General features: G+C 64.6%; 16 protein-coding genes and 1 riboswitch. Of the genes, 13 read left to right on the forward strand and 3 right to left on the reverse strand.

Annotated features, from left to right (window positions below; all coding sequences use genetic code 11):
- Positions 1 to 22 precede the first annotated feature (22 nt).
- Positions 23 to 1993 (reverse strand): TonB-dependent receptor plug domain-containing protein, encoded by a 1971-nt coding sequence (locus HUV48_RS03435; protein ID WP_176266349.1) that lies wholly within the window; start codon positions 1991 to 1993, stop codon positions 23 to 25.
- Between the two features lie 94 nt (positions 1994 to 2087).
- Positions 2088 to 2282, reverse strand: a riboswitch (cobalamin riboswitch).
- Positions 2283 to 2447: 165 nt separating this feature from the next.
- Between HUV48_RS03435 and HUV48_RS03440 the strand changes: the two genes are divergently transcribed.
- From HUV48_RS03440 to HUV48_RS03500, 13 genes are all read left to right on the forward strand, one after another.
- Positions 2448 to 3566 carry a cell wall hydrolase gene (locus HUV48_RS03440; RefSeq protein WP_225871494.1) on the forward strand — a complete coding sequence of 373 codons (1119 nt, stop codon included), beginning with the start codon at positions 2448 to 2450 and terminating at the stop codon, positions 3564 to 3566.
- A gap of 119 nt (positions 3567 to 3685) precedes the next feature.
- On the forward strand, positions 3686 to 3988 hold the full coding sequence (locus tag HUV48_RS03445) for a hypothetical protein (RefSeq protein ID WP_176266350.1): 303 nt from the start codon (positions 3686 to 3688) through the stop codon (positions 3986 to 3988).
- A 116-nt stretch (positions 3989 to 4104) separates the two neighbouring features.
- Positions 4105 to 4950 carry an EAL domain-containing protein gene (locus HUV48_RS03450; RefSeq protein WP_176266351.1) on the forward strand — a complete coding sequence of 282 codons (846 nt, stop codon included), beginning with the start codon at positions 4105 to 4107 and terminating at the stop codon, positions 4948 to 4950.
- Positions 4951 to 5161: 211 nt separating this feature from the next.
- Positions 5162 to 6124, forward strand: a complete 963-nt coding sequence (mdh, locus tag HUV48_RS03455; RefSeq protein ID WP_176266352.1) for a malate dehydrogenase — start codon at positions 5162 to 5164, stop codon at positions 6122 to 6124.
- 70 nt (positions 6125 to 6194) lie between these two features.
- Complete coding sequence (locus tag HUV48_RS03460; RefSeq protein ID WP_225871495.1) at positions 6195 to 6413, forward strand: GIY-YIG nuclease family protein; 219 nt, start codon at positions 6195 to 6197, stop codon at positions 6411 to 6413.
- 101 nt (positions 6414 to 6514) lie between these two features.
- The gene (sucD, locus tag HUV48_RS03465; RefSeq protein WP_176266353.1) at positions 6515 to 7405 is read left to right on the forward strand and encodes a succinate--CoA ligase subunit alpha; all 891 of its coding nucleotides are present in this window, start codon (positions 6515 to 6517) and stop codon (positions 7403 to 7405) included.
- 103 nt (positions 7406 to 7508) lie between these two features.
- Entirely contained in the window at positions 7509 to 10352 is a 2844-nt protein-coding gene (locus tag HUV48_RS03470) for a 2-oxoglutarate dehydrogenase E1 component (RefSeq protein WP_176266354.1), read from the forward strand.
- A gap of 9 nt (positions 10353 to 10361) precedes the next feature.
- Positions 10362 to 11642, forward strand: coding sequence for a 2-oxoglutarate dehydrogenase complex dihydrolipoyllysine-residue succinyltransferase (gene odhB / locus HUV48_RS03475; protein ID WP_176266355.1), 1281 nt, complete (start codon positions 10362 to 10364; stop codon positions 11640 to 11642).
- A gap of 11 nt (positions 11643 to 11653) precedes the next feature.
- Positions 11654 to 11959, forward strand: a complete 306-nt coding sequence (locus HUV48_RS03480; protein WP_176266356.1) for a hypothetical protein — start codon at positions 11654 to 11656, stop codon at positions 11957 to 11959.
- Positions 11960 to 11961: 2 nt separating this feature from the next.
- The gene (gene lpdA / locus HUV48_RS03485; RefSeq protein ID WP_176266357.1) at positions 11962 to 13365 is read left to right on the forward strand and encodes a dihydrolipoyl dehydrogenase; all 1404 of its coding nucleotides are present in this window, start codon (positions 11962 to 11964) and stop codon (positions 13363 to 13365) included.
- 14 nt (positions 13366 to 13379) lie between these two features.
- A complete protein-coding gene (locus HUV48_RS03490; RefSeq protein ID WP_176266358.1) occupies positions 13380 to 13796 on the forward strand; it encodes a VOC family protein in 417 nt (138 codons plus the stop codon).
- 66 nt (positions 13797 to 13862) lie between these two features.
- Entirely contained in the window at positions 13863 to 14555 is a 693-nt protein-coding gene (locus tag HUV48_RS03495; protein WP_225871496.1) for a PepSY domain-containing protein, read from the forward strand.
- On the forward strand, positions 14548 to 15177 hold the full coding sequence (locus HUV48_RS03500; protein ID WP_176266360.1) for a trimeric intracellular cation channel family protein: 630 nt from the start codon (positions 14548 to 14550) through the stop codon (positions 15175 to 15177). Before HUV48_RS03495 ends, HUV48_RS03500 begins: the two co-directional genes overlap by 8 nt.
- A 7-nt stretch (positions 15178 to 15184) precedes the next feature.
- Here the strand turns inward: HUV48_RS03500 and HUV48_RS03505 are convergent, their stop codons facing one another.
- Together HUV48_RS03505 and HUV48_RS03510 are read right to left on the reverse strand one after the other, a co-directional pair.
- Positions 15185 to 15994 carry a hypothetical protein gene (locus tag HUV48_RS03505; protein WP_176266361.1) on the reverse strand — a complete coding sequence of 270 codons (810 nt, stop codon included), beginning with the start codon at positions 15992 to 15994 and terminating at the stop codon, positions 15185 to 15187.
- A gap of 129 nt (positions 15995 to 16123) precedes the next feature.
- The gene (locus HUV48_RS03510; RefSeq protein ID WP_176266362.1) at positions 16124 to 16696 is read right to left on the reverse strand and encodes a hypothetical protein; all 573 of its coding nucleotides are present in this window, start codon (positions 16694 to 16696) and stop codon (positions 16124 to 16126) included.
- Between the last annotated feature and the right edge of the window lie 87 nt (positions 16697 to 16783).

The following is a 16783-nucleotide window of genomic DNA, read 5'->3' on the forward strand; positions in this document are numbered from 1 at the left end:
GCTTCCCCCGGCCCGCTCCCCCTTAAAGCCCCGCTCTCAAACCGGCGAAGACGCCGCGGCCGGCATTCGCATAGCCGCCTGCGGTCTGGTAATCCTCGTCCCACAGGTTCTCTACCCGGCCGAACAACGCGATCCGCTCGCTCAAGGCTAATTCGGCACGCAGGTCCAGGAGGGCGTAGCTGTCCAGCCGCACGGCGTTGCCCGCATCGTCGAAACTCGCGCCGACGATCCGCAGGTCCGTGCCGAGCGTCAGCCCCGCCGGGCCGGTCCAGTCGGCATAGAGCGTACCCGAATGCCGCGGCCTGCGAGCGAGCCGGTTACCTTCGTTCGGGTCGCCGGTGCTGCGGTTCTCGCTGTTGATGAAGGTATATTGACTGCCCACGCGGATGGCGTCCATCAAGCGGAATCCAGCCTCGACTTCGATCCCCTGCGCGCGCGCCTCGCCAATATTGTCGTAGGTGCCGAAGGGGCGATCCGTGCATATCCCGGTAGGGACCGCGCAGCCGACGAAATCGATCAGGTTGTCGCTGTCGCGACGGAAAGCCGTCAGTGCGAAGTGGCGGTCCGCTCCGCGCGTGCCGTATTCGACCCCGGCATCGTAGCTGGTGCTTTCCTCGGCTTCCAAGGTCCGGTTGCCGTAGTCGGAGTAGAGCTGGAACAGGCTGGGCGGTTTGAACCCTTCGCCGAAGCTCGCGCGCACGCGCCAGTCGCCGCCGAGCGCGTAGCTGACATCGCCGCCGAAGCTTGTCTGACCACCGAAGTCCTCATGATCGTCGTAGCGCACGCCGAGATGGGCGGAGAGGCCGCGCATGCTCCAGCCCGCCTGCGCATAGCCGCCGGTGATGGAGGTTTCCGACGCGCCGTCTTCGAACCCGGCGAAGGACGTCGCATAGCGGGTCGCCTCGTGCTCGCCGCCGTAAGCGAGGGTAAGCCCGCCGATCAGGCGGTACTCGGCGCGCAGAGACAGACGCTCGCTCTCTCCGTCGCTCGCAAAACCAACTGCGTCACGTGCAGGAGCGGCGAAGTTCTCGCGCTCGGTATCGGCAAGCGAGTAGCTGACGCGCAGGGTCAGGTCCTGTGCGTAGTAATTCGCTCCGACTGCGCCGGAATACTGGACCGTGTCCTGGATGTCCGCCGTATCGCCGAGGACGAAGGTCGGAGCGGGAAACCCGTCATATTCCAGCGTGCTGTCCGCGTACCGGCCGGAGACGAACAGTTCGAGCGCGTCGGTAACGTCGACGAAACCTGACCCGGTCAGCGCAAGTTGCTCGAATCCGTCCGCCTCGTTACCAACGGCAGCTGCAGAAAAACCGTCGCTATCGTAAAAGCTTGCGGATAGACCTGCATAATAGTTCTCGCCGCCTATTCCGCCAGCGGCATTGGCGAAGAGAGTCTCGCGCGACCCGTATTCCGCGCTTGCCGTCAGGCCCGTCTGTGCACGCGTCGAGATGTCCAGCACGCCGGCGACCGCGTCCGCTCCCCAGATGGTCGAGTTCGCACCGCGCAGCAAATCGTACTTGCCGGTATTGCCGGTGAGCAGACCGCCCGCGTCGAACCCGCCCGAGGGAGAGGCTGAATCGGCAACGCGCACGCCGTCGATCAGGACGAGAAGTTCGTCGGCACCCGCGCCGCGTACGGCGATACCGCCGACCGCGCCGACGGGCCCGTTGCGGGTGAAGGTGACGCCGGGCGCGCGTTGCAGGACGCGCTGCACATCCGCGCCCTGCACGGCTTCGATCTCGTCTCGGCCGATAAGCGTAACCGATTGACCCGTATTGCGAATGTTGGTCGGCAGACCGTTTGCCGTAACGGTGATCTCCGCCGGTTCTTCACCCGCCTCGTCGAGCACGACCTCGCGCTGCTCCGGTGCCGGCCCGAACAGCTCTTCGAGCGCGTCTTCGCCCGCACCAGGTTCGACCGACCGGTCCTGCGCAGACGCCGATCCGGCACAGGCAAACGAGGAAACAGCAATTAAAAGCAGATACTTGTTCATGAAAACTCCCGTCATGTGCGAATAATCCGCCCATAACGGTGAGCCGCACGGTGAGCACGGCTTCCGCCCGGCTATCGGTACACCCCGCCCGCAGCCTCGTGACGGGTCGGCGGCAGGTCTCCTGGCTCCCGGATCGACGGACAGTGCCTTCGCCTTCCCGGTTCGTCTCCGAACCAGTGGCGTAATGGAAAGCGGTCCTTCCCGGTCACAGTTGCGGGGGCAGCGCGGGCATACCCGCTTCCCTCTTAGGCCCACCTTTCGGCAGGCAACCGACGACACGGGCGCGCTCTTAGGCTCGGCTGGTTCGCCGCGCAAGCGGTGTCGGCAGCCATGTTAGGCGAAATCGATCGTCAACCGGCCTGCCGCAGGAACCGCACCGATGGAGGCGCGTTTGACCCAAATCGAAACAGTTAGCGTCCCCAGCGCCGAAAAGCGTGTCAGGCAGCGGGAACGCTTGCCCTTTTCGCTGTTTGATTTCCATATGGTCGTCATCTCGAAAATCTGGGCGAAGCCGCGGCTTCGCTGGGCTTCGCTCGCCGTTCTCGGCGCAGTGGCGCTCGCGGCTGCAATCGCGATCCAGTCACTCTCTGCCGTATCGCCCCTAGGGGGGCAATCGCCGGTGAGCGAAACCGGCAGCCTTCCAAGCGCGCTCAAGCCCGGGCTGTTCGGGCCGCCCGCTCCCGGCAAGGGCTCGGTCGAGGAAGTTCTCGAAGAACGCGAGGCGCTAATCGAAGTGGCCGGGCTCCCCATATCGAACGCTGGTCCGGCCGCGCGCGCATTCGCCTTTCGCGGCAGCGCGCTGAACCGCGAACGCGCGATCGAGTGCATGGCGATGGCGGTTTACTACGAAGCCGCTAGCGAGGGCGTCAAAGGGCAGCAGGCCGTGGCGCAGGTCGTGCTGAACCGCGTGGCGCACCCCGCCTATCCCGCCGGCGTCTGCGACGTCGTATTCGAGGGATCGGAACGCGTGACCGGCTGCCAGTTCAGCTTCACCTGCGACGGATCGCTGGCGCGCAAGCCGAACAAATACGCCTGGCTCGGAGCGCTCGACGTCGCCAAGAAAGCGATCGGCGGACAGGTCTTCGCCGATGTCGGCCTTGCCACGCATTATCATACGCATGCGGTGCGGCCGCACTGGGCTCCGAACCTGAGGCCGCTCGGCGCGATCGGCGAACACCGCTTCTACCGCTGGCCGGGCCGCGCCGGGACCCCGGCGGCATTTACCATGCGCTATTCGGGGCTGGAGCACGACCAGGCAAGCTATGTGGCTGCGCGTTCGGGCCGCCCGAATGTCTCTAACATTGCCGACATCGAGGAAGTCAGCGACATGCGAATGGACCTCTCCGCGCTTCCCGAGACGGAGAGCCCGCTGACCGAAGCGCTTCCGGACGATGTCGGCACATCCTCGCCGGTAGCGGCGGCGGCGAAGCCTGCGCCGAAGCCGACGCGCATTACCGCCGACCAGCGCCGCGGCGACCTCAAGCAGGCGAGCGGCGAAAGCCGGCTGAAGGTCGACGAGACTGCCGGCTCGCTGAAGGCGGGTGCAGGAACACTGCGCGAAGCGACCGACTAGACCCCTCAATCTGGACGCGTCGTCATGGTGAAGAACGCGTAAACCGTATTCTCTGACCCTCGGTTAGCACCTTGAGCCTAGTGCTCGGTCCTAACAAAAGTTCATCTGCGAGGGGTCGCGTGAATACACTGAACCGAGGCGCACGCGCGTTCAACCGCGTCGTGAAGTGCCGTCCTGCCCGCGCCATCCTGCCGCAAGCGGCGAACGACAATTTGGTTAATCCGCTGAAGGACAGCATGCTGCGGGCGGCGCTGAAGCATTTCGCGCAGCACGGCCTCGGCGCGGCGCAGAATGCGCGAATGCGGGCGCAGGAGGCCCGGTTCGCAGGCGATCATGCGGCCTACCGCTGGTGGCGGGACATGTGCCGCTCGCTCGACGCACGGATGGCAAGCGCCCTGCCCGATCCCGAAGCGGCGTGCTGAGCGGCCGGCGGGCGCCGGGCTGACGTAATTGAAGACGCCGCTGCGTGTCGGGCCGCGCGTAGAATGTAAGCGCGGCGTTAACCATTTCTATAAACCTTGATCCTAGCTCTCGCCGAATGGACAGGGAGCAGTCTCAACCGCAGCCTACCTCGCCCGGAGCACTCGCCCCGCACGAGGCGCTGATCGCGCGCGCGCTGCAGACGGCGATCGCGAACAAGACGATCTCGGTTCATTTCCAGCCGATCATCCGCCTGTCGGACGGCAGCATCGACGGGTTCGAGGCACTCGCGCGCTGGCGCCATAGCGAACAGGGCGACATCCCGCCCGACATCTTCGTCCCCATCGCGGAAGCGACCGGGCAGATCGTCGCGCTCGGCCTCCTCGTGCTGGAACAGGCGCTGGAAGAAGCGCGCGCCTGGCCGAGGGACGTGTCGCTCTCGGTCAACGTCTCGCCCCGGCAGATCGCGCAGCCGCATCACGCGACCGAAATGCTGGCGCTCATCCTCAAAAGCGGCATCGCCCCGCACCGGCTGCATCTCGAGGTGACCGAGGGACTGCTGCTCGAACCCGACCAGGCGACGCTCCATTTCCTCAGCCGGATGCGACGCGAGGGCGTGAGCTTCGCGCTCGACGACTTCGGCACGGGCTATTCCTCCCTCGCCTATCTCGACCAGTTCCCGTTTGCGCGGATCAAGCTCGACAAGGCGTTCGCCCAGCGCTCCGCCAATGCAGGGCGCTCCGCCGCGATCCGCAAGGCGGTGTCGGACCTTGCCGCCGCGCTCGACATGGACGTGATCGCCGAAGGACTCGAAACTGCCAGCCAGGTCGCCGACGCGGTTGCCGCCGGCTGCGAATTCGGTCAGGGCTATTTCTTCAGCCGCCCGGTGCCCGCAGCAATGGTCCGCGAATTGCTCGCGCACCAGTTCGGCATGGACGCGCTTCCGCTCGTGGAAGCGCGCTAAAAGCAAGGCGCCCGCAGCACCTCTTGCAACTGCGAACCATTTGCAAAGATAGCTGTTTTAGGCGGTTGCAAACCGCTTCTCGCAAGCCTAGTCCGCCAAGTGATATGCCGGGTGCGGCGTCTTTTGCGGGACGTTTGCTGCGCGTTATGACCGGCTCCACGTGATTTTGCGCCTGGTCCCGCACGCAATCGAAGGACGATAGAAGCACATCATGGCACGCAAGAAAATCGCACTCATCGGCGCCGGCATGATCGGCGGCACGCTCGCCCATCTCGCCGCGAAGAAGGAAATGGGCGACATCGTCCTGTTCGACATCGCCGAGGGGATGCCGCAGGGCAAGGCGCTTGACCTGTCGCAGTGCGGCCCGGTCGAAGGCTTCGATGCGAAGATCACCGGCTCAAACGATTATGCCGATATCGCGGGCGCCGACGTGGTGATCGTGACCGCGGGCGTACCGCGCAAGCCCGGCATGAGCCGCGACGATCTGCTCGGCATCAACCTCAAGGTGATGAAAGCGGTCGGCGAAGGGATCAAAAACAATGCGCCCGACGCGTTCGTGATCTGCATCACCAACCCACTCGACGCGATGGTCTGGGCACTACGCGAGTTCAGCGGCCTGCCGCACAACAAGGTCGTCGGCATGGCGGGAGTGCTCGACTCTGCGCGCTTCGCGACCTTCCTCGCATGGGAATTCGGCGTCAGCGTGAAGGACGTGAACGCCTTCGTGCTCGGCGGCCACGGCGACACCATGGTTCCGGTCACGAGCTACACCACGATCAACGGCATTCCGGCGAAAGACTTCGCTAAGATCAAGGGCGTTTCCGAAAGCCGCATCGACGAAATCGTCGACCGCACGCGCAAGGGCGGCGGCGAGATCGTCGGCTTGCTCGGCAACGGCTCCGCTTACTACGCCCCCGCCACCAGCGCGATCGCGATGGCCGAAGCCTATCTCGGCGACCAGAAGCGCGTCCTGCCCTGCGCCAGCTATGTCGAAGGCAAGTATGGTCTTGACGGGCTCTATGTCGGCGTCCCCACCGTGATCGGCGCGGGCGGCACGGAAGAAGTGATCGAGATCGAACTGTCGGACGAGGAAAAGAACAACCTCAAGGTTTCGACCGACGCGGTCGAGGAACTGCTCGAGGCCTGCAAGGGCTTGGACGAAAGCCTGAAGTAATGTCGTCACCCCGGCTCCGGCCGGAGTCCGGCGAAACGGCGCGGGAATAGAGAAACGCGGGTACGTCTAAATGAGGGCCAGTAAGCGCAATGGCACACTGTATATCGGCGTCGCCAGCGACCTTGCGAAACGAATATGGGAACATCGGGAAGGCAGGATCGATGGGTTTACCAGGAGATACGGGTGCAAGATGCTCGTCTGGCTTTTCGTATTCGACAGCATGGACGGCGCCATGCGCTGCGAGAAACAAGTGAAGGAATGGCAGCGCATCGAAGCTGCGCGTCATTGAAGAAATGAACCCCCGACTGGGACGATCTGTTCGAGTCGATCTGTAACTAGACTGGATCCCGGCCTGCGCCGGGAAGACGCAAAAAGGGACGAGAACCGACCATGTCCATCCTCGTAGACAAAAACACCAAGGTCATCACCCAGGGGATGACCGGCGATACCGGCACTTTCCACACGCAACAGGCGCTCGATTACGGAACGCAGATGGTTGCGGGTGTGACGCCGGGCAAGGGCGGCACGACGCATATCGGCCTGCCCAACTTCAACACGGTGCGCGAGGCCAAGGCCGAGACCGGCGCGACCGCTTCGTGCATCTACGTGCCGCCGCCCTTCGCCGCCGATGCGATCTGCGAAGCGATCGATGCGGAGATGGAACTTATCATCGCGATCACCGAGGGCATTCCGGTGCTCGACATGGTGCGGGTGAAGGCCGCGCTCGAAGGATCGAAGTCGCGCCTCATCGGGCCGAACTGCCCCGGCGTACTGACGCCCGAGGAATGCAAGATCGGCATCATGCCGGGCTCCATCTTCAAGAAGGGCACGGTCGGCGTCGTCTCGCGCTCTGGCACGCTGACCTATGAAGCCGTGCATCAGACGACGCAGGTCGGCCTCGGCCAGACGACCGCAGTCGGCATCGGCGGCGACCCGGTCAACGGCACGAACTTCATCGACGTGCTCGACCTGTTCCTTGACGACGACGCCACCAAGTCGATCATCATGATCGGCGAGATCGGCGGCAGCGCGGAAGAGGAAGCGGCCGAGTTCATCAAGCAGGAAGCCGCCAAGGGCCGCCGCAAGCCGATGGTCGGCTTCATCGCGGGCCGTACCGCGCCTCCGGGCCGGCGCATGGGCCATGCGGGCGCGATCGTGTCCGGCGGACAGGGCGGTGCGGACGACAAGATCGCGGCGATGGAAGACGCGGGCATCCGCGTTTCGCCCTCCCCGTCCGAACTTGGCACGACCCTCGATGCGATGCTGAAGGAAATGGCCTGAGCCACCGGATGCGAGGCGCGGCGGCAACTCTTTGGGAGCAACCGCCGCCCTCGCCGATTGGTTAGGGTGAAGAGCCGCAGCGGCGGCGCCAAGGAATATCCCGATGGGTAACGAACAGCACGATTTCCTCCCCGAGATGGGCGACCAGGGCGAGGCGCAGGCCGGACCGAGCTGGGCGCGCGCGAAGTGGCCGCTCGTCGGCGGCGAGAGCGAGGACGATCTCACGCAGGCGCTCGACCCGTCGGCGATGAAGCTGGTCGTGGCCGAAGCCGCGAAGAAAGCCGGAAAGGTCATGGACGAGGACGCGCTGCAGCGCGCGGCCGACGATTCTAACCGGGCGATGATGCTGATCCGCACCTTCCGCGTGCGCGGTCATCTGGCTGCTAATCTTGACCCGCTCGGCCTTTCGCACCGCGACATTCCCGAAGACCTGACGCTTGCCGGTCACGGCTTCGACGGCGACGAAAGTCTGGAAGTCTATATCGGCGGCGTGTTCGGCTTCGGCTGGGTAGCGATTGGCGAACTCTACAGTGCTCTTCGCACGACCTACTGCGGCGATGTCGGCCTTGAATACATGCACATCTCGGACACGCAGGAACGCCGGTTCCTGCAGGACAGGTTCGAGACGCCCGAAGAAACCATCCAGTTCACGCCCGAAGGCAAGCGCGCGATCCTGTCCGCCGTGATCCGCGGCGAGCAGTTCGAAAACTTCCTCGGCAAGAAATACGTCGGCACGAAGCGGTTCGGCCTCGACGGCGGCGAAAGCATGATCCCGGCGCTCGAAGCGGTCATCAAATACGGCGGCCAGTTCGGTGTGCGCGAGATCATTTACGGGATGGCTCACCGCGGCCGCCTGAACGTGCTCGCGAACGTGATGGGGAAGCCCTACAAGGTCATCTTCCACGAGTTTTCGGGCGGCAGCGCCAGCCCCGACGACGTCGGCGGTTCGGGCGACGTGAAGTACCACCTCGGCACCAGTACCGACCGGACGTTCGACGGAATCCAGGTCCACATGAGCCTGGTGCCCAACCCCTCGCACCTCGAAGCGGTGAACCCGGTCGTGCTTGGCAAAACGCGCGCGCAGCAGGCGTTCCGCGACGATCTCGCGGCGCACGGCGAAGTGCTGCCCGTCCTCATCCACGGCGACGCCGCCTTCGCGGGTCAGGGCATCGTGTGGGAGTGCCTCGGCTTTTCGGGCGTGCGCGGTTACAACACGGGCGGCTGCATCCACTTCGTCATAAACAACCAGATCGGCTTCACGACGAGCCCGCAGTTCGCGCGTTCCTCGCCCTACCCGTCTGACGTGGCGAAGGGCGTTCAGGCGCCAATCCTGCACGTCAACGGCGACGATCCGGAGGCCGTGACCTTCGCCTGCAAGCTCGCGATCGAATACCGGCAGACGTTCCGCCGCGACATCGTGATCGACATGTGGTGCTATCGCCGCTTCGGCCACAACGAAGGCGACGAGCCGAAATTCACGCAGCCGCTGATGTACGACGCGATCCGCGCGCATCCGAAGGTGTCGGCGATCTACGAACAGCGCCTGATCGACGAGGGCGAGATCGACGCGGACTTCGCGAAGGGTGTGGTCGAGGAATTCACCAGTCACCTCGCGGAAGAGTTCGATGCCGCCGACAGCTACCGCGCGAACGAGGCGGACTGGTTTGCCGGGCGCTGGTCGGGCCTCAGCAAGCCGGCCGATCCCGAAACCGCGCGCCGGAACGTCGAAACGGCCATTCCGCGCAAGCTGTTCGACAGCCTCGGCCGCACGCTGACGACCGTTCCGGACGATCTCGACATTCACAAAACGCTTGGCCGGATCATCGATGCCAAGAAGACCATGTTCGACAGCGGCGAAGGCTTCGACTGGGCGACGGCGGAGGCGCTCGCTTTCGGCAGCCTCGTCACCGAGGGCTTCGGCGTGCGCCTGTCGGGCCAGGATTCGGGCCGCGGCACGTTCAGCCAGCGGCACGCGATGTGGATCGACCAGACCGACGAGCACAAGTATCTTCCGCTCGCCACGCTGCCGCACGGCAAGTTCGAGGTCTACGACAGCCCGCTGTCCGAATACGGCGTGCTCGGTTTCGAATACGGCTTCTCGCTTGCCGATCCAAAGACGCTGGTGATGTGGGAAGCGCAGTTCGGCGATTTCGCCAACGGCGCGCAGATCATGATCGACCAGTTCATCGCGAGCGGCGAGGTCAAGTGGCTGCGCGCGAACGGCCTCGTGCTGCTCTTGCCGCACGGTTACGAGGGTCAGGGGCCGGAGCATTCCTCCGCCCGGCTCGAACGCTTCCTGCAGCTGTGCGCGAACGACAACATCCAAGTGTGCAACATCACCCAGCCGGCGAACTATTTCCACGTTTTGCGCCGGCAGATGCTCCGCCCGTTCCGTAAGCCGCTGGTCATCATGACGCCGAAGTCGCTACTGCGGCATCCGATGGCGAAAAGCCCGCGCGAGGCGTTCCTCGATGACGGGCATTTCAGCCGCATCGTCAGCGATACGAAGGAAATCGCCGACGATAACGTGCGCCGCCTCGTGCTATGTTCGGGCAAGGTCGCCTACGACCTGATCGAGCGGCGCGACGAAGCGGGCCTGGAGGATGTATCGATCGTGCGCATCGAGCAGCTCTATCCCTTCCCCGGTGAACCGCTGGCGAAGCGGATCGCGCGCATGACCAATCTCGAAGACATCGTCTGGTGCCAGGAAGAACCGAAGAACAACGGTGCGTGGTTCTTCGTGGACCGCTTGATCGAGGAAGCGGCGGAAGCGGCCGGGAAGGAAGACATGCGGCCGATCTACGCCGGACGCGAACCGGCGGCTTCTCCCGCGACCGGCTTCGCAATGCGGCACAAGGTCCAGCAGGATGCACTCGTCACGATCGCGCTCGGTCTCGCCGATGGCGGGCGGGCGCAGCGGCGCAAGACCGCGAAGAACAAGGCTTAAGGAAACGACATGGCTCAGGAAGTCAAAGTACCCACGCTCGGCGAATCGGTCACCGAAGCGACGATCGGCGAATGGCTGAAGCAGCCGGGCGACGCGGTGGCGCAGGACGAGCCCATCGCCAGCCTAGAAACCGACAAGGTGGCGGTGGAAGTGCCCTCCCCCGTTGCCGGCGTACTGCAGGAACATAGCGTCGCCGTCGGCGATACGGTCGAGGTCGGCGCGGTGATTGCGCTGGTCGAAGCCGGCGCTGCCCCTGCTGCGAAAGGCGACGAAGCAGGCAAGGCTTCCGAAGCGAAGGACGACAGCAAGGCCAAGGGCGCAGGCGATGCGCAGGCGAAGGAAAGCGCATCCGCGCCGTCCTCTTCCGCAACACTTTCGTCCGATGCGAACCAGACGCTTTCGCCCGCGGTGCGCCGCGCCGTGCTCGAACACGGGCTCGACCCCTCTACCATCAGCGGCACTGGCAAGGACGGGCGTCTGACCAAGGAAGACGTGCTTGAAGCGGCCAAGAACAAGAAGAGCGGCGGCACGGTCGAGGACGCTGCGCCGCAGCAGGCGAAGACTGCGGATACCGGCACTTCCGGCGGCGAACGCCGCGAGGAGCGGGTCAAGATGACCCGGATGCGCCAGACGATCGCCAAGCGGCTGAAGTCGGCGCAGGACAATGCCGCTCTGCTGACGACCTTCAACGACTGCGACATGAGCGCGGTCATCGAAGCGCGCGAAAAATACAAGGACCTGTTCGCGAAGAAGCACGACATCAAGCTCGGCTTCATGGGCTTCTTCGCGAAGGCTTCCTGCCTCGCGCTGAAGGATATTCCCGCGGCCAACGCCTACATCGAAGGCGACGAGATCGTCTATCATGACTACGTCGATATCTCGGTTGCCGTCAGCGCGCCGGGCGGCCTCGTCGTGCCGGTGATCCGCGATGCCGACCAGAAGGGCTTCGCTAAAATTGAGAAGGACATTGCCGACTTCGGAAAGCGCGCCAAGGATGGCACGCTGACCATGCAGGACATGCAGGGCGGCACCTTCACCATCTCGAACGGCGGCGTGTTCGGCAGCCTGATGTCCACCCCTATCATCAACCCGCCGCAAAGCGCGGTGCTCGGCCTCCACCGGATCGAGGACCGTGCCGTGGTCGTCGACGGCGAGATCGTGATCCGCCCGATGATGTACATCGCGCTCAGCTACGACCACCGCCTGATCGACGGGCGCGAGGCGGTGACCGCGCTCAAGATCATCAAGGAAGCGATCGAGGATCCCACCCGGATGCTGATCGACCTGTAAGGACCGGATAGATGCACAGGATCGCCTTCGGTATTATCGTTCTCGTCAGCGTGTCGGCATGCGACGTGGCTACGGAGATGGCAGGCGATGCCTTGAAAGGTGAAGTTCGCACGCAATATCTGAACCAGTGCCAGGGTGTTGCGGAGAGCTCCGGGATTGCTGCGGAGCGTATCACGGCAGCCTGCGAATGCTCTGCCGATGATTTTGCGGATGATTTCACTGCCGACGGTGATCTGAACATCAGTCGTGCGCGGATCGAGCAAGTGCTACAGAAATGTGTGCGGGAAAACGGTGAAGCTGCACCCGCGGAAGGATAGAAATGGCTGAATACGATTACGACGTTCTTGTCATCGGTGCCGGACCCGGTGGCTATGTCGCTGCGATCCGCGCGGCGCAGTTGGGTCTGAAGACCGCCTGCGCGGAAAGCCGCGAGACGCTCGGCGGAACCTGCCTCAACGTCGGCTGCATTCCCTCGAAGGCGCTGCTGCACGGCTCGGAACTGTTCGAGGAGGCCGAGGACGGCCACCTCGCGAAGTGGGGCATCAAGGCTTCGGGCGTCGAGCTCGACCTGACGCAGATGATGGCCGAAAAGTCGAAGGCGGTCGGCGAACTGACCGGCGGCATCGAATTTCTGTTCAAGAAGAACAAGGTCGACTGGAAGAAGGGTCACGCGACCTTCCAGGACGCGCATACCGTCAAGGTCGGCGACGAAACGGTCACCGCGAAAGACATCGTCATCGCCACCGGCTCGTCCGTCACGCCGCTACCGAATGTCGAAGTCGATAACGAGAAGCTGCGCATCGTCGACAGCACCGGCGCGCTGAAGCTGGAAGAAGTGCCCGAACACCTCGTCGTGATCGGCGGCGGCGTCATCGGGCTCGAACTCGGCAGCGTATGGCGGCGGCTCGGCGCGAAAGTGACCGTGATCGAGTTCCTCGACCAGTTGCTTCCCGGCATGGACGGCGACATCCGCAAGGAAGCGGGCAAGATCTTCAAGAAGCAGGGTATGGAGTTGAAGCTCAAGACCAAGGTCACCGGCGCCAAGGTTGACGGCGACAAGGTCATGCTGACGGCCGAGCCTGCCGATGGCGGCGATGAGGAAACCATCGAGGCGAGCCACGTTCTGGTCGCGATCGGGCGGCGTCCCAATACCGAGAATCTCGGGCTCGATGCGATCGGCCTCGAACTCAACAAGCGCAGCCAGATCGAGACCGACCACGACTTCCGCACCGCAGTGGACGGGGTCTGGGCGATCGGCGACGTCATCCCCGGCCCGATGCTCGCGCACAAGGCCGAGGACGAAGGCATCGCGGTTGCGGAGAACATCGCCGGGCAGACCGGCATCGTGAACCACGCGATCATTCCCAGCGTCGTCTACACCATGCCCGAAATGGCTGGCGTGGGACTGACCGAGGAAGAGGCCAAGGAAGCGGGTCATACGCTCAAGATCGGCAAGTTCCCGATGATGGCGAACAGCCGCGCGAAGACCAACCGCGATACCGACGGGTTCGTGAAAGTCATCGCGGACGCGGAAACCGACCGCGTGCTCGGCGTGCATATCATCACCAGCCTCGCCGGCACGATGATCGCGCAGGCCGCGCAGGCAATGGAGTTCGGCACGACGTCAGAGGACATCGCCTACACCTGCCATGCGCATCCGACGCATTCCGAAGCGATCAAGGAAGCGGCGATGGCGGTTCAGGGCAAGCCGATCCACGCCTGAGCAGGGCCCGAGTTATGCCGCCGTTCCACCTTGCCTTCCCGGTCGACGATCTTGCCGCCGCACGGCGCTTTTACGGCGAAACGCTCGGCTGCGCGGAAGGGCGCTCGTCTGACGAGTGGATCGATTTCGACTTCTACGGTCACCAGATCGTCGCGCATCTTGCGCCCGTCCGCAGCGGGGATGCCGCGAGCAACCACGTCGACGGGCACGGCGTTCCGGTTCCGCATTTCGGACTGGTGCTCGGCATGGATGCGTGGTCTGCGCTGGCAGAGCGGCTGACCGAAGCGGGAACCGAATTCGTGATCGCTCCGACCGTGCGGTTCGGCGGGCAGCCGGGCGAACAGGCGACGATGTTCTTCCGCGATCCTGCCGGCAATGCGCTCGAGATCAAGGCGATGGCGAACCCGGAAAACCTGTTCGCGAAGAACTGATACGCCTTCCCTGCCCGCCACCCGCCTAGTAAGGCGCCCGGCGGCAGCATGAGGAAGGGTCCGCCGATGTCGATGCGCAAACTCGCCAAGTGGCACATCTGGCTCGGTTGGCTGATCGGCGTGCCGCTGATCATCTGGACGCTAACCGGGCTGCTCATGGTGTCGCGTCCGATCGAGGACGTGCGCGGTACGCATCTGCGGCAGGATATTCCGCAAGCGCCCCTCCCCGCTAACGCCGCAATCGCTGCCGACCTCTCGCAGCTCGAGAAGCCGGTGAGGAGCCTGTCGATCGCGATGGAAGGCAGTCTCGCGGTAACGCGCGTCACTTACATGGACGGCACGGTGGAACGCTATTCGGAAAGCGGCCGGTCTATCCCGGCGCTGAACGAGATCGGCGCTCGGACCGTGGTCGCTCGGCAGATCGTGGGCGGCAGCGAGGTGGACGCGGCGCGCTTCTATCCCGCGGACGAAGCGCCGCTCGATCTGCGGCAGCCGGTCGATTCCTGGCAGGTGAAGCTCGCGGACGGCACGAACGTCTATGTCGCGCCCGCTACCGGCGACATTCTGGCGGTGCGTACCCCGTTCTGGCGGCTGTTCGATCTCGCGTGGGGACTGCACATCATGGACCTCGAAACACGCGAGGATACCTCGCATCCGGTGCTAATCCTGTTCGCCGCGCTCTCGTCGATCGGCGTGGTGATGGGCACGGTGCTCCTGTTCCGGCGACGCAAGGCCCGGCCGAAGCCCGCCAATGGATGAAACTGTCCTCACCCCGCTGCTCGACTGGCTCGATCTGGCCGGCGTCGCGGTGTTCGCCTTCACCGGCGCGCTGCTCGCCGCGCGGGAGAAGCAGACCTTCGTGACGATGGGTTTCTTCGCGCTCGTCACCGGAGTCGGCGGCGGCACGATCCGCGACCTCCTGATCGGCGCACCCGTGTTCTGGATCGTCGATCCGTGGGTGTCGGTCGTCTGCTTCGCGGTGGCGCTGGTGGCATGGTTCACGCCATCGGCCTGGTGGGAAGGGCGGCTGCTCGATCTCGCGGACGGGCTCGGCCTCACCGCCTATGCCGTGCTCGGCTCTGCCAAGGCGCTCAGCTACGGGATCCCGCCGATTCCCGCGATACTGATGGGCGTGATCACCGGCTGCGCGGGCGGGATCATCCGCGATGTCGTCGCAGGACGTCCGTCGATCATCATGCGGCCGGAGATCTACGTGACCGCCGCCGCCCTGTCGGCGAGCCTGTGCGTGGCCGGGTCCTATCTGCCTGCACCGCGCGGCGCCGTCTGGCTATGCGCCGCGCTCGCAGGCTTCGCACTTCGAACGGCAGCGATCTACTGGAGCCTTTCCCTCCCGGCCTACGATCGGCGCGGTAAAGCCTGAACGCGCGTTACGGGGCGAAGGCTATCGACCCGGTGTCCGGCTCCTCGTAGCCTTTCTCGCCCGGTAGCGGACCGCCCGGATAGGCAGGCTGCGGACCGTCCAGCGTGGGTACGTCGCGCGGTTCTGCGCGCGCGGGAGCATCGGGTCCGCCGACCAGCGCATCGCGGCGCGCTGCCTCGTAGCGCGCATCATCCCACTGTCCGGGAGCAGGCGCTGCGGCATATCCATCGTCGAGACCGTACTCGCGGTCGTCGCGATCTTCGTAATCGCCCTCGTCGTCGTCGCGCGATGCCGAAGCGCCGTAGTCGATGTCGTCGATCCGCCCGTCGGGGCCGATGACGCAAGTGAACGGTGCGCCGTCGTAGAGCCGGCCGCGGACGAACCAGCCTTCCGCCGTGCGCTCGACGCTGTCGACGTTCTCAACCCGCTGGTCGCGCTCGATTTCCGCTAAACAAAGCTCCGCTGCATTGTCGAGCCCGCTGTCGCGCGTCCGCGGGTAATCGCGGTAGCGCTCGTCGCGCTCCGGATAGCGGTAGTCCCGGTCCCGGTTCTTGGTGGCTGCATTGGCGATCGCTGCGATCCCCCCGATGATGAGCACACCGGTCAGCACGTCGCCGACGCTCGTGCCACGGTCGCGGTAACCGCGATTGCGGCGGTGACGCTCCGCAGTCTGCGCATCGTCGTGCCACGACGTATCGACCTCTTGGGCCGTGCGCGCGGTATCGATCCGCAGCGGCGCGGCGCCGGCGGGAACGGCAAGAGAAACCGCGGCGACCATCGCCGGGACGGTAGCGAACTTTCCAATCCTTCGTTTCATGGCACTAACCTCTCGATGCGCTGCGTTTGGCTACGCGGGCGACAAATAAAAAACGGCTAGCCGGGCCGGAATGAAACATTCCTGAACCGGGCTAGCCAGTCTCATCGGCCCGAAGGCCAATCTCGTGTCTTAGCGAAGGCCGCGGATACCGCTGAAGTCTAAGTCGGTAATCCGTCCGCGTTCGTAGCTGCACGTGAAGTTACCCGTGTCGTAATCGCGGTCGCGGTACCGCGAACGGCGATCGTAGCGGTCATACCGGTCGTAGCGGCTCGAACGGTAGCCGTAGTTGTTCTCGTCTACGACCATGCGGCCCTTCACCCGGTAACCGTAACGTGAGCGGTCGACATCGCGGATCTGGGTCACGTCCGCCCCGCGGTAGCCGTAGCGGCGCGCATCGCGCTCAGCCGCGGCAACGCATTGCTCAACCGCATAGCGCGGATCGTCGTAGCGCGAGTAGCGCCTGTCGTAGCGATCGCCATAGCGGCGGTCGCGGTAGTCGTAACGGTCACGATCGCGTCCGCCGAGCGCTCCTGCGAGAATGGCGATCCCGCCGATCACGGCTGCACCGGCGATAACATCGCCAGCATCGATCCCGCGATCGCGGTCGCGATAACGGTCGGCAGCAGAGGCCGGGGTGACCGCGGTCGCGGCCATCGCGCCAGCTGCGACGGTGCCGAAAAAGGCTTTTGTCAGGTTCTTCATGAGGCTTGTCCTCGCATCTGGCCGGCGCGGGATTGTCCGGCTTCATCTGCGTTATAGGACACACCCGGTGAGATGAGCCTGAACTCG

It is taken from the genome of Qipengyuania atrilutea, from assembly GCF_013370205.1.
In the GTDB taxonomy this organism is placed as follows: Bacteria; Pseudomonadota; Alphaproteobacteria; order Sphingomonadales; family Sphingomonadaceae; genus Actirhodobacter; species Actirhodobacter atriluteus.